The sequence below is a fragment of the Mycetocola sp. 2940 genome (assembly GCF_040548835.1).
GTDB lineage: Bacteria > Actinomycetota > Actinomycetes > Actinomycetales > Microbacteriaceae > Mycetocola_A.
Genome location: NZ_JBEPSK010000005.1, coordinates 73322 through 85927 on the forward strand (window position 1 = coordinate 73322; position 12606 = coordinate 85927).

A 12606-nucleotide genomic window follows, 5' to 3' on the forward strand; every position below is an offset into this window, starting at 1 on the left:
CCCCATGAGCAGCACAGTCACGACCGAGCCCGACGCGGCGGTGCTTGACGACCCGGTTGAGGATGCGCAGCCCGTCGACCGGGCCCCGGCGGCAGGTCGGAGCGATGCCGCGCCGCGGGGTTCGCGTCTCGCCGGGATGAAGCGGGCCGCTGCGAACGCCCGCGGGCCATTCGTCTGGCTGGCGCGCATCGTTTCGTCGTGGGCGCTCTGGCTGTGGACGACCGTCAAGCCGTACCTCGCGGTGGTGAGCGGGCTCGGCGCACTCGTTCTCGGAAGCGCCGTCGTCGCCCTGGTCGCGGGGCTGCTGCTCGGCTGGGCCGAGCTCACCGTCGTGGCCATCACCCTCTTCGCCGCGCTGGCCGTCGCCGCGCTGTTCCTGATCGGACGCGCCACGTATGCCGTCGACATCGCGCTCACCCCGCGGCGGGTGACCGTGGGGGAGCGGGCGATCGGCCGCGTCCTCGTCACGAACACCGGCAAGAAGGTGTCGACGGCGACAACGCTCGAGGTCCCCGTCGGTCAGGGCCTGGCCGCGTTCTCGATCGGATCCCTCCAGCCCGGAGCCGAGACCGAGGAACTCTTCGCCGTCCCCACCAACCGGCGCGCGGTGATCCTCGCCGGCCCTGCCGTGTCGATCCGCGGCGACCAGCTCGGCCTGTTCCGGCGCGCGGTGCGCTGGACCGACCAGATCGAACTGTTCGTCCACCCGGTCACCGCCCGGTTGCACCCGACGGCCGCGGGGCTCGTCCGCGACCTCGAGGGCCAGGTCACCAAGAAGATCACCAACACCGACATCTCGTTCCACGCGCTGCGCGCCTACGTGACCGGCGACGACGTGCGCTACGTCCACTGGCGCACCTCAGCCCGCACCGGGCAGCTCATGGTGCGCCAGTTCGAAGAGTCGAGGCGCAGCCAGCTCACCATCATCCATTCGAGCGACGACCGCTACTACGCCAACGACGATGAGTTCGAACTCGCCGTCTCGGTGACGGCATCCGTCGGTGCGCAGGTCATCCGCGACGGCACCCAGATCAGCGTCGTCACCGAAGGACGCATTCTCAAGACCCACTCGGTGACGAGCCTCCTCGACGACAGCTGCCGCATCGAGAAGATCCTCGGCTCGACGGCCACGCCGCGGGACTTCGCCCGCGAAGCAACGAAGCGTCTCCCGCCGCCCAGCGTCGTCGTGATCGTGGCCGGTTCGGCGATGGAAGCGCCCGACTACCGAGCGATCCAGCGCCTCTTCGGCGGAGAGACCAACGTGATCGCCCTGCGGATCGAGCACGGTTCGCGGCCCCGTGTGCAGGACGTCGCCGGGCTCTCGATCGTCACCCTCGGCGCCATCGGTGACCTGCCTCGCGTGATGGCGAGGGCAGTATGAGCGAGAAGGCACCCACAGCACCGAAGGCAGCCAAACCGGCGAAGGCAGCCACACCGCCGAAGACCCCCAGGCCGCCGGCCCCGAAGCTCCCGCGGGGAACGGTCACTCCGGCCACCTGGCGCGACCTCGCCGTGGTGAGCGCGCTGTCGGCGCTGGGCGTGTGGGGACTCGCGCCGGCGTTCAGCGATTCCGGCTTCCTGCTCGCCGGCCTCGGCGGGCTCCTCGTCGGGACGGCGGCCGGCTACCTGTCGCACCTGTTCCGGTTTCACGCCTTCGTCACCGGGCTCGGCGCCATCCTGTGCTACTTCGTGCTCGGCAGCGCCCTCGCGATGCCCGGGTATGCCCTGTTCGCCGTGCTGCCGACCCTGACAACTCTCCGCGGACTGGCGCTCGGCGCCGTGTTCGGCTGGGCCGACATCATCACCCTTGCCGCCCCCGTCGGTGCCCCCGACTACATCACTGTTCTTCCGTATGCGGCTGCCTGCCTGGTCGGCCTCGTCACGACGGTGCTCACGCTCCGCTGGCTCCCGCGCCAGGACCGTTCGGCAGGGCGGCTCTCGGTGCTGCTGGTCGGCCCGGCCGCCCTCTACCTGCTCGGCGTTCTCTACGGAACCTCGACACCGTTCCTCGCCACAGTGCGTGGTATCTCGTTCGCTGTTCTGGCCCTGCTCTGGCTCGGCTGGCGTCGAGGCGCGGCGACCAACGCCAGCCTCCAGGAACGCAAAGGACGGGGCCGCACGAAACTCGTCGGCAGCGGGATCGTCGCGGTGGCCGCCGTGCTCGTTGCCGCCGTCGCCGGGTCGATCCTCATTCCGGCGCCCGAGTCGCGCTTCGTCCTCCGCGACGAGGTCGTGCCGCCGTTCGACCCGCAGGACTACCCGAGCCCGCTCAGCGGCTTCCGCAAATACACCAAGGACCTGGGCGAGACCGAGCTGTTCTCGGTCACCGGGCTGGCGGCATCCGACCGGGTTCGGCTCGCCGTCATGGACAGCTACGACGGCCGGCTCTGGGACGTCTCCGGCGCCGAGGACCAGACCGACGGTTCCGGATCGTTCCGTCTCGTCGGCGACGACCTGCCGACGCCGACGCTGCTCGATTCGTCGGGAGGCCGCTCGATCAGCGTCACCGTCGACGGGTACTCCGGCGTCTGGCTCCCCGTGGTCGGCTACCCCGACACCCTCGCCCTGCCGGCCGAACCGATCGACAAGACACCCGACCTGCGCTACAACTCGGCCACGGCGACCACCGTCGTGACGTCGGGCGTCGGCAGGGGCGACCGGTACAGCTTCACAGCGGACGTGCAGGACGCCTACAGCGACAAAGCCCTCGCCGCCGTGCCGGTCGCGCCGGTCGAACTTCCCATCGTCGAGCGGGTCCCCGACGTCGTCGCCGCCAAGGCCGCCGAATACGTCGGCACCGCCACGACCCCGATCGACCGATTGCGTGCCATGGAGCAGGCGATCAAGATCAACGGGTTCCTCAGCCACGGTCTCGCCTCCGACAGTGTTCCGTCGCGAGCCGGTCACGGCGCCGACCGGATCGAGGAACTGTTCACCCGCAACCAGATGATCGGCGATGAAGAACAATTCGCTGCGGCCTTCGCGCTGATGGCCCGGTCGCTCGGGTACCCGGCCCGGGTCGTGATGGGCTTCGCTCCGGAGAACGTGGAGGAAGGCGCCACCGTCGCGGTGACCGGTGAGGACGTCACCGCATGGGTCGAAGTCCCGTTCGAGGGCGTCGGCTGGATCAGCTTCGCCCCGACTCCCGACGAGAAGGAAATCCCGCAGGACCAGAACCCGAAGCCCAAGACCGAGCCCCAGCCGCAGGTGCGCCAGCCGCCGCGGGCCGAGAAGCAGGACGACGACCTGCTCACCGAGGTCGACATCAACGACAGCGAAGACGACGACAAGACCGAGGAGGCCGCCTCCGTTCCGCTCTGGGTCTGGATCCTCAGCGGCGGCGTCGGCATCCTGCTTCTGCTCTACATCGTGCCGCTGCTCATCGTCGCCGCGATCAAACGGCGCCGGATGCGTCGCCGCCGCAACGCAGACGCCGCTGACGCCCGGGCCGCAGGCGCCTGGGACGAAATGCTCGACCGCTACGCCGAAGTCGGCTACGTGCTGCCCGAAACCGGGACACGGCGGATGGTCGCCGCAAACCTCGGCAGCCAGGTCGAGACCCGCCCGGGGCCCGCGGATCCCGCCCGCGAACACCCCGGCGGCGTCGCCACCCTCACCCGCCTCGCGCACGGCACGGATGAAGCCGTGTTCTCCGGGCGTGACCTGGCCGAAGAGCGGATCGAAGCCCTGTGGCAGACGACGACGGAATCCTCGGCCGGTGCGGCCGCGGAGGTAGGCTGGTGGCGCCGACAGGCGAGCCGGTTCCGGATCAACTCGGTACGAACGGTGACCGAACGCCTCACGGCACCCGGCACGCGGCCCGGGCACACGGACAGAGGGAAGAAATGAGCACGACCGGCGGAAACGAGTGGAACGGGTTCGAGATCCCGCCGCGTCCGCCCCTGCCCGCATCCGACCCGGCAGCCCCCGTCCGCAAAATCGGGATGCCGCCCGGCATGGAGCCGTCACTCGATACCGTGCCGTCGTCTGACCACGGCATCCCTGTTCCCGTGGCCCGGCCCGAGTTCGGCGCCGCACCCACCCCGAACCCAGCCGGTGTCCCTGTCGCGCCGGTCACCGCTCCGGTCACCGCTCCGGCCCCCGTGGTCACGTCCCTTCCCAACCCGCGGCTGGAGTTGCCCGACGGCCGAGTGCTCCCGCTCGAGAACGGCCTCATCGTCGGTCGCGACCCGCAGCCGCAGGAGGGCTACGGCGTGACGGAACGCGCCCGGTTGCACGACGTCGAGCGCAGTGTCTCGAAGACGCACGCCATCCTCGGCATCTCCGACGGCACGATCTGGGTCCTCGACCTCAACTCGACGAACGGCACGGTCCTTCTCGCTGACGACGGAACCGAGACCCTGTGCACGCCGGAAGTCGCCACGCCGATTCCCGCCGACACGGACGTGCGCTTCGGCGAGTACCGGGTGCACGTCGCCGTCGGCTGAGCCCATGTCGAATCCGGGACAGGGCGAGCGACCGGCATCCTTCCCCTATACCCTCGCGATCTTCGCCGCCGTGCTGTACTTCGCTCTCGTCGTCTGCGCGTTCGGTTTCCTCAGCCTCCTCACCGACACCGACGTGGTCTCCCAGACGGATGCCGGCCCCCTCGTCGGCCCCGTCGCCACCGGATCCGCCGTGGTCACCGTGCTCCTCTACCTGCTCGGCATCGGGCGGAGGTATGAGAAAGACCTCCACGAGGCGATCGCCGCGTCGATCGGCGACCCGGTGCGGCTCCCGCTCGGCCGGGCCGTGCTGATCGGCATCGTCAGCTACGTCGTCTACGTGCTCGTCGGCGCGTTCGCCTACTCGATCGCGACAGCCCAGCTCTTCTCAATGGTCCTCTTCGCCGCCGGTTCCGCGCTCAGCGGGTATGCGATCGCCGTCGGCGTCCTGGCAGCGGCGATCGCGGTCACCTACATGCTCGTCCTCGGCAGCGGTGGGGAACATCCGGCGCGTCCTTTGTGGCCGTGGGAGCGATAGGGCGAGTACTCTCAGAGTCATGGACCGGTCGCTCGACACGCGAGTGAGTCAGGCAGTCGACGCGTGGCTGCGCTGGCTGCCGCGCTGGCAACCGTCCACGCACCGGGGACGCACCCGGTTGTGCCGCCGGTGTTTCGGCTCGCCGATCATGGCCGCGGTCGGGCTCGACCATGACGTTCCCCACGCCGTGCAGCACGGGCTCTCGACGCGGGTCAAGGCGATCGTCGACGATATCGTCGACGACTACACCCAGCGCAACCTCCCGCTCCTCCAGCGGGAACTGCGGGAGGCGGAACTCCGCCGGGAACGCCAGTACCGGCCGGAACGCGGACTCGAACCCGAGTACGACGGCCTCCCGGTCGACCCGGAGCCGGTACCGGGGGAGCCCTATCTCTTCACCCTCGCCGGGCTGGCGGGGGAGGAACCCGCCGACGACGACGAGCTGCCCGTGCCCCTCACCGACGAGGAGAAGGCGGCGCTGCGCACCGAGATCCGCCTCGCCGACGAGTGCGCCATCCACGCGGGCAAGCTCGTGTGCATCTCGATCGAGGCGCACCGCGAGCGGATCCAGGCGGCGGTCGCCCAGTACGTCGAACCACAGATCGAAGCGCTGCTCGCCGACCTCACCCTGGAACTCGACTCGCCGCCATCCTGGTGACCGGGCGGCATTGCTCGGTGAGCCCCCGCTATTTGACCGGAACACCCCCGGCGGCTACAATTTCCAAGGTGTGTGCTTTGTCACGCTTCGAAGTCGTCCCGACGGGCCGGTGACGAGGTCGGCAACTCACGCCATTGGGTCGGATAGCTCATGCGCCAGCCCCCACGGCATACCCACCACTGAAGCAACGCTCTTCTGCGATGCCGGTGGGTCCAAACGAACTCGCCTCGTGCGAATGCTAGCAAACACATTGCAGCTGTCACCGTGCAGCAAAAACAAGGAGAAGTAGTGCCAACCATTCAGCAGTTGGTCCGCAAGGGTCGCACGCCGAAGGTCACCAAGACCAAGGCTCCCGCCCTGAAGGCCAACCCCCAGCAGCGTGGCGTATGCACCCGTGTGTACACCACCACCCCGAAGAAGCCGAACTCGGCGATGCGCAAGGTCGCTCGTGTGAAGCTCTCCAACGGCACCGAGGTCACCGCCTACATCCCAGGTGAAGGCCACAACCTCCAGGAGCACTCGATGGTCCTCGTCCGTGGCGGACGAGTGAAGGACCTCCCGGGTGTCCGGTACAAGATCATCCGCGGCGCGCTCGACACGCAGGCCGTGAAGAACCGCAAGCAGGCTCGCAGCCGTTACGGCGCAAAGATGGAGAAGAAGTAATGCCTCGTAAGGGACCAGCACCGAAGCGCCCCGTCGTCGCAGACCCCGTCTACGGCGCACCGATCGTCAGCCAGCTCGTCAACAAGATCCTCGTTGACGGCAAGAAGGGCCTCGCCGAGCGCATCGTCTACACCGCGCTCGAAGGCGTGTCGTCGAAGAACGGCCAGGACGCCGTCGTCACCCTCAAGAAGGCTCTCGACAACGTTCGCCCGACCCTCGAGGTCCGGTCACGCCGCGTCGGCGGTTCGACCTACCAGGTGCCGATCGAAGTCAAGCCTCACCGTGCGAACACCCTCGCGCTCCGGTGGCTCACCACCTACGCCAAGGGCCGTCGCGAAAAGACGATGACCGAGCGTCTCACCAACGAGATCCTCGACGCATCAAACGGCCTCGGTGCCGCGGTCAAGCGCCGCGAAGACACCCACAAGATGGCCGAGTCGAACAAGGCCTTCGCTCACTACCGCTGGTAGCCGCGAACGGATGTCCCGGCGCGGCAACCGCGCCGGGGCATCCGCTCCGCCCGTTCGACCAACCCACATTCAACTTCCTGGAGGAACCCCGTGGCACTTGACGTGCTCACCGACCTGAACAAGGTCCGCAACATCGGCATCATGGCGCACATCGATGCCGGTAAGACCACCACGACTGAGCGCATCCTGTTCTACACGGGCGTCAACCACAAGATCGGCGAGACCCACGACGGTGCCTCCACGATGGACTGGATGGAGCAGGAGCAGGAGCGTGGAATCACGATCACCTCTGCTGCCACCACCTGTTTCTGGGACAACAACCAGATCAACATCATCGACACCCCCGGTCACGTCGACTTCACCGTCGAGGTGGAGCGTTCGCTCCGCGTCCTCGACGGCGCCGTCGCCGTGTTCGACGGCAAGGAGGGCGTTGAGCCCCAGTCCGAGACCGTCTGGCGCCAGGCCGACAAGTACGACGTCCCGCGCATCTGCTTCGTCAACAAGATGGACAAGCTCGGCGCTGACTTCTACTTCACCGTCGACACCATCATCAAGCGCCTCGGCGCCAAGCCCCTCGTCATCCAGCTGCCCATCGGCGCTGAGAGCGACTTCGAGGGCGTCGTCGACCTGGTCGAGATGCGCGCGCTGACCTGGCGCGGAGACTCCAAGGGTGACGTCGAGATGGGCGCCAAGTACGCCATCGAGGAAATCCCGGCCGACCTCGTCGAGAAGGCTGCTGAATACCGCAAGCTCCTCCTCGAGACCGTCGCCGAGACCGATGACGCGCTGCTCGAGAAGTACTTCGGTGGCGAAGAGCTTTCTGTCGCAGAGATCAAGGCCGCGATCCGCAAGCTCACCGTCAACAGCGAGATCTACCCGGTCCTCTGTGGCTCGGCGTTCAAGAACCGCGGCGTCCAGCCGATGCTCGACGCCGTCATCGACTACCTGCCGAACCCGCTCGACGTGCCGGCAACCGAAGCCCGCGACCCGCGCGACGAAGAGAAGATCATCCTCCGTCACCCGGATGCCTCCGAGCCGTTCGCGGCGCTGGCGTTCAAAGTTGCGGTGCACCCGTTCTTCGGTCGCCTCACCTACGTGCGCGTCTACTCCGGCCGGCTCGACTCCGGTGCCCAGGTCATCAACTCGACCAAGGGCAAGAAGGAGCGCATCGGCAAGATCTTCCAGATGCACGCCAACAAGGAGAACCCGGTCGACTTCGTGACCGCCGGCCACATCTACGCGGTGATCGGCCTCAAGGACACGACAACCGGTGACACCCTCTGCGACCCGAGCGACCAGGTCGTTCTCGAGTCGATGACCTTCCCTGAGCCCGTCATCTCGGTCGCCATCGAGCCGAAGACGAAGCAGGACCAGGAGAAGCTGGGAACAGCCATCCAGAAGCTCGCCGAAGAGGACCCGACGTTCCGCGTCGAGCAGAACCAGGAGACCGGCCAGACCGTCATTCACGGCATGGGCGAACTCCACCTCGACATCCTCGTCGACCGCATGAAGCGCGAATTCAAGGTTGAGGCGAACGTGGGCAAGCCCCAGGTCGCCTACCGCGAGACGATCCGCCGCGCCGTCCCGAAGCACGACTACACCCACAAGAAGCAGACGGGTGGATCGGGCCAGTTCGCGAAGATCCAGTTCGGCCTCGAGCCGCTCGAGATCTCCGCTGAGAAGACCTACGAGTTCGACAACAAGGTCACCGGTGGTCGTATCCCTCGCGAGTACATCCCCTCCATCGATGCCGGATTCCAGGACGCACTCCAGGTCGGAATCCTCGCCGGTTACCCGCTCGTCGGTGTGAAGGCGATCCTGCTCGACGGAGCCGCCCACGATGTTGACTCGTCTGAAATGGCGTTCAAGATCGCCGGATCGATGGGCTTCAAGGAGGCCGCACGCAAGGCTGACCCGGTTCTTCTCGAGCCGCTCATGGCCGTCGAGGTGCGTACCCCCGAGGAGTACATGGGCGACGTCATCGGCGACATCAACTCCCGCCGCGGACAGATCCAGTCGATGGAAGACGCGTCCGGCGTCAAGGTGATCGCCGCCAAGGTGCCGCTGTCGGAGATGTTCGGTTACATCGGTGACCTGAGGAGCAAGACCTCGGGCCGCGCCGTGTACTCGATGACGTTCGAAAGCTACGCGGAAGTTCCGAAGGCAGTCGCCGAGGAAATCATCCAGAAGAGCAAGGGCGAGTAATCGCCCTGCGGCGGGGGAGGGCCTGGAGCCTCTCCTGTGCAATCCCCCGTCGCAACCTAGTAACATAAACACACAAATCCCCGTAGCAAACCGGTCGCAAACCAGTGCCCGGCTTCGTTACATCAGTCCTGAGGAGGACCATAGTGGCTAAGGCCAAGTTCGAGCGGACCAAGCCGCACGTAAACATCGGTACGATCGGTCACGTTGACCACGGCAAGACCACCCTTACCGCCGCCATCTCCAAGGTGCTTGCTGACAAGTACCCGTCGAAGACGAACGTTCAGCGCGACTTCGCGTCGATCGACTCGGCTCCCGAAGAGCGCCAGCGCGGTATCACGATCAACATCTCACACGTCGAGTACGAGACGCCTGCGCGTCACTACGCTCACGTCGATGCACCCGGCCACGCCGACTACATCAAGAACATGATCACCGGTGCTGCCCAGATGGACGGCGCGATCCTCGTGGTTGCCGCTACCGACGGCCCGATGGCGCAGACCCGCGAGCACGTTCTGCTCGCGAAGCAGGTCGGCGTTCCGTACCTGCTCGTTGCGCTCAACAAGTCCGACATGGTCGACGACGAAGAGATCCTTGAGCTCGTCGAGCTCGAGGTTCGCGAGCTGCTCTCCAGCCAGGGCTTCGATGGCGACAACGCTCCCGTCGTTCGCGTCTCAGGCCTCAAGGCTCTTGAGGGCGACGAGAAGTGGGCCAACTCCATCCTCGAGCTCATGGAAGCCGTGGACAACAGCGTCCCGGACCCGGTGCGCGACAAGGACAAGCCGTTCCTCATGCCGATCGAGGACGTCTTCACGATCACCGGTCGTGGAACCGTCGTCACGGGCCGCGCCGAGCGTGGAACCCTCCCGATCAACTCCGAGGTCGAGATCGTCGGCATCCGCCCGACGCAGAAGACCATCGTCACGGGTATCGAGATGTTCCACAAGCAGCTCGACGAGGCATGGGCCGGCGAGAACTGTGGTCTCCTGCTCCGCGGCACCAAGCGTGAAGACGTTGAGCGCGGCCAGGTTGTCGTCAAGCCGGGTTCCGTTACCCCTCACACCAACTTCGAGGGCACGGCCTACATCCTGTCCAAGGACGAGGGTGGGCGTCACAACCCGTTCTACGCGAACTACCGCCCGCAGTTCTACTTCCGCACCACGGACGTCACCGGCGTCATCACGCTGCCTGAGGGCACCGAGATGGTCATGCCTGGCGACACCACCGAAATGACCGTTGAGCTGATCCAGCCCATCGCCATGGAAGAGGGCCTCGGCTACGCAATCCGTGAGGGTGGCCGCACCGTCGGTGCCGGCACCGTCACGAAGGTTCTCAAGTAATCCTGAACCTGTAGCTCCAGAAGAAGGGCCCGGCCGAAAGGCCGGGCCCTTTTTCGTCCCAGGGGCTGATTCGTTCGTTCGGGTTCGGGGGACACCCGAACTGGGGCCCCCGGCGCAGGCAAAAAGGGATGTGAACAATCCTCAGTTCTGGCAGTCTGGTGTCAGCCGTGACGACACCCCCTCGGTCACGACCACCGGCGGCCCCATCCCCCCTCAGGGGCCGCCGGCTGGGGGAGGCCCCCGCGACACGCCCGGGTTGCACAATGCCGGTCTTTCTGTCAGACTCATCTAGTTCAACATTTCCGTGCCTTCGTGCCGGAATCACTGCCAGGCAGTGCATAGGTCACGTTCGAAACCGAGCAAGCAAACCTAGGCCGCGGGTAGCAGAACATCGACTTGGTCGACAATCCCAACACTGGCACACGCCGCAACGCAGGGTATCTCTGCGTGCGCGGAGCCTGGGGCGGGAAGCCGACAAAGACTTGACAGTAAAACAGTGGTGCGACAGCAAGTAGTGCCCAGCGTTGTCCTCAACGCTAAGAAGCGCGTCCAATGCGAAGGAATTCGTAAGACGCAAGACAGAGAGCGAGTCAAAAATGGCGGGACAGAAGATCCGCATTCGACTTAAGTCATATGACCACGAGGTCATTGACACCTCGGCGCGGAAGATCGTCGACACGGTAACCCGTGCGGGTGCCACGGTTGTCGGCCCGGTGCCGCTTCCGACGGAGAAGAACGTGGTGTGTGTCATCCGTTCTCCCCACAAGTACAAGGACAGCCGGGAGCACTTCGAGATGCGCACCCACAAGCGTCTGATCGACATCATTGACCCGACGCCCAAGGCCGTCGACTCGCTCATGCGACTCGACCTGCCGGCCGACGTCAACATCGAGATCAAGCTCTGAGCTGGATAAGGACTAGGGAACGTATGTCTACCCAGAACAAGACCAGCAAGGGTCTGCTCGGCAAGAAGCTTGGCATGACTCAGGTCTGGGACGAGAACAACAAGCTCGTGCCCGTGACCGTTATCGAAATCACCCCGAACGTCGTGACGCAGATTCGCACGCCCGAGGTTGACGGCTACAACGCGGTTCAGATCGCATACGGCCAGATCGACCCGCGCAAGGTGAACAAGCCGGACGCAGGACACTTCGACAAGGCAGGCGTCACGCCTCGCCGCCACGTCACCGAGGTCCGCACCGCTGACGCCGGCGACTACACCCCGGGCCAGGAGCTCACCGTTGATGCAACGTTCGAAGCCGGCCAGAAGGTCGACGTCGTCGGAACCAGCAAGGGTAAGGGTTTCGCCGGTGTGATGAAGCGCCACAACTTCAAGGGTGTCTCCGCATCCCACGGTGCCCACCGCAACCACCGCAAGCCCGGTTCCATCGGTGCTTCGTCGACCCCGAGCCGTGTCTTCAAGGGCATGCGCATGGCCGGTCGCATGGGTGGAGAGCGCGTGACCGTGCTCAACCTGCACGTCCACTCGGTTGACGCCGACAAGGGCCTGCTGCTCGTCAAGGGTGCCGTTCCCGGCGCTCGTGGCCGCATTGTTTTCGTTCGCAACGCAGTGAAGGGAGCGTAGTTAGATGACCGACGCAACTAGCACCGCAACGCTCGACGTTCTCGACACGAAGGGCAAGAAGTCCGGCACTGTCGAACTGCCCGCCGAGTTGTTCGACGCAGTAACCAACGTTCCGCTCATCCACCAGGTCGTTGTTGCCCAGCTCGCTGCAGCACGACAGGGAACCCACAAGACCAAGCGTCGTGGTGAGGTTTCCGGTGCAGGCCGCAAGCCGTTCAAGCAGAAGGGAACCGGTCGCGCTCGTCAGGGCTCGATCCGCGCCCCCCAGATGACCGGTGGTGGCGTCGTCCACGGCCCGCAGCCGCGTGACTACTCGCAGCGCACCCCCAAGAAGATGATTGCCGCCGCACTGCGCGGAGCTCTCTCTGACCGGGCCCGTGGCGAGCGTATCCACGTCGTCGAGACCCTCGTCATCGCTGAAGAGCGCATCACGAAGGCCGCAGTGGACTACCTGTCGACCATCGCCACCTCCCCTCACGTGCTCGTCGTTCTCGAACGCGCCGACGTGGAGAGCTACAAGGCGGTTCGCAACATCCCAACCGTTCACGTCATCAACCATGACCAGCTGAACGCCTACGACGTGCTGGTGTCAGACGACATCGTCTTCACCAAGGCAGCCTTCGACGCTTTCGTCGCCGGCCCCGCCAGGGGCAAGTCGGTCACGGCTGTCGCTTCGTCCGCTGACGTCACTGAGGAGGCCTAGCC

12 protein-coding genes are annotated in these 12606 nt (G+C 66.0%); all 12 read left to right on the top strand.

Annotated elements, in window-relative coordinates; genetic code table 11:
* The first annotated feature begins 4 nt into the window (after window positions 1-4).
* The 12 genes from ABIE24_RS09375 (at window position 5) to rplD (ending at window position 12604) form a co-directional block, all read left to right on the top strand.
* Window positions 5-1381 carry a DUF58 domain-containing protein gene (locus ABIE24_RS09375; protein WP_354499011.1) on the top strand — a complete coding sequence of 459 codons (1377 nt, stop codon included), beginning with the start codon at window positions 5-7 and terminating at the stop codon, window positions 1379-1381.
* Window positions 1378-3849, top strand: coding sequence for a transglutaminase TgpA family protein (locus tag ABIE24_RS09380; RefSeq protein ID WP_354499012.1), 2472 nt, complete (start codon window positions 1378-1380; stop codon window positions 3847-3849). The genes ABIE24_RS09375 and ABIE24_RS09380 overlap by 4 nt, the downstream gene beginning before the upstream one ends.
* Window positions 3846-4448 (top strand): FHA domain-containing protein, encoded by a 603-nt coding sequence (locus ABIE24_RS09385; protein ID WP_354499014.1) that lies wholly within the window; start codon window positions 3846-3848, stop codon window positions 4446-4448. Before ABIE24_RS09380 ends, ABIE24_RS09385 begins: the two co-directional genes overlap by 4 nt.
* A 4-nt stretch (window positions 4449-4452) precedes the next feature.
* Window positions 4453-4983: a DUF6121 family protein gene (locus ABIE24_RS09390; RefSeq protein ID WP_354499016.1), complete on the top strand. Its 531-nt coding sequence runs from the start codon at window positions 4453-4455 to the stop codon at window positions 4981-4983.
* 19 nt (window positions 4984-5002) lie between these two features.
* The gene (locus ABIE24_RS09395) at window positions 5003-5641 is read left to right on the top strand and encodes a spermidine/putrescine ABC transporter substrate-binding protein (protein ID WP_354499018.1); all 639 of its coding nucleotides are present in this window, start codon (window positions 5003-5005) and stop codon (window positions 5639-5641) included.
* 288 nt (window positions 5642-5929) lie between these two features.
* Window positions 5930-6304: a 30S ribosomal protein S12 gene (gene rpsL, locus ABIE24_RS09400; RefSeq protein ID WP_108391783.1), complete on the top strand. Its 375-nt coding sequence runs from the start codon at window positions 5930-5932 to the stop codon at window positions 6302-6304.
* A complete protein-coding gene (gene rpsG / locus ABIE24_RS09405) occupies window positions 6304-6774 on the top strand; it encodes a 30S ribosomal protein S7 (RefSeq protein WP_354499020.1) in 471 nt (156 codons plus the stop codon). The genes rpsL and rpsG overlap by 1 nt, the downstream gene beginning before the upstream one ends.
* Before the next feature lie 90 nt (window positions 6775-6864).
* Window positions 6865-8979: an elongation factor G gene (gene fusA / locus ABIE24_RS09410; RefSeq protein ID WP_354499022.1), complete on the top strand. Its 2115-nt coding sequence runs from the start codon at window positions 6865-6867 to the stop codon at window positions 8977-8979.
* A 143-nt stretch (window positions 8980-9122) separates the two neighbouring features.
* Complete coding sequence (tuf, locus tag ABIE24_RS09415; RefSeq protein ID WP_354499024.1) at window positions 9123-10316, top strand: elongation factor Tu; 1194 nt, start codon at window positions 9123-9125, stop codon at window positions 10314-10316.
* Window positions 10317-10912: 596 nt separating this feature from the next.
* The gene (rpsJ, locus tag ABIE24_RS09420; RefSeq protein WP_005050520.1) at window positions 10913-11221 is read left to right on the top strand and encodes a 30S ribosomal protein S10; all 309 of its coding nucleotides are present in this window, start codon (window positions 10913-10915) and stop codon (window positions 11219-11221) included.
* A 23-nt stretch (window positions 11222-11244) separates the two neighbouring features.
* Complete coding sequence (rplC, locus tag ABIE24_RS09425; RefSeq protein WP_354499027.1) at window positions 11245-11901, top strand: 50S ribosomal protein L3; 657 nt, start codon at window positions 11245-11247, stop codon at window positions 11899-11901.
* Between the two features lie 4 nt (window positions 11902-11905).
* On the top strand, window positions 11906-12604 hold the full coding sequence (gene rplD / locus ABIE24_RS09430; protein ID WP_354499029.1) for a 50S ribosomal protein L4: 699 nt from the start codon (window positions 11906-11908) through the stop codon (window positions 12602-12604).
* Window positions 12605-12606 lie beyond the last annotated feature (2 nt).

What these genes read in the sequence shown, in the direction of transcription:
- rpsJ (WP_005050520.1), top strand. Translation starts at nt 10,913, where the DNA reads ATGGCGGGACAGAAGATCCGCATTCGACTTAAGTCATATGACCACGAG.
- ABIE24_RS09395 (WP_354499018.1), top strand. Translation starts at nt 5,003, where the DNA reads ATGGACCGGTCGCTCGACACGCGAGTGAGTCAGGCAGTCGACGCGTGG.
- rplC (WP_354499027.1), top strand. Translation starts at nt 11,245, where the DNA reads ATGTCTACCCAGAACAAGACCAGCAAGGGTCTGCTCGGCAAGAAGCTT.
- rpsG (WP_354499020.1), top strand. Translation starts at nt 6,304, where the DNA reads ATGCCTCGTAAGGGACCAGCACCGAAGCGCCCCGTCGTCGCAGACCCC.
- ABIE24_RS09380 (WP_354499012.1), top strand. Translation starts at nt 1,378, where the DNA reads ATGAGCGAGAAGGCACCCACAGCACCGAAGGCAGCCAAACCGGCGAAG.
- ABIE24_RS09375 (WP_354499011.1), top strand. Translation starts at nt 5, where the DNA reads ATGAGCAGCACAGTCACGACCGAGCCCGACGCGGCGGTGCTTGACGAC.
- ABIE24_RS09385 (WP_354499014.1), top strand. Translation starts at nt 3,846, where the DNA reads ATGAGCACGACCGGCGGAAACGAGTGGAACGGGTTCGAGATCCCGCCG.
- rplD (WP_354499029.1), top strand. Translation starts at nt 11,906, where the DNA reads ATGACCGACGCAACTAGCACCGCAACGCTCGACGTTCTCGACACGAAG.
- ABIE24_RS09390 (WP_354499016.1), top strand. Translation starts at nt 4,453, where the DNA reads ATGTCGAATCCGGGACAGGGCGAGCGACCGGCATCCTTCCCCTATACC.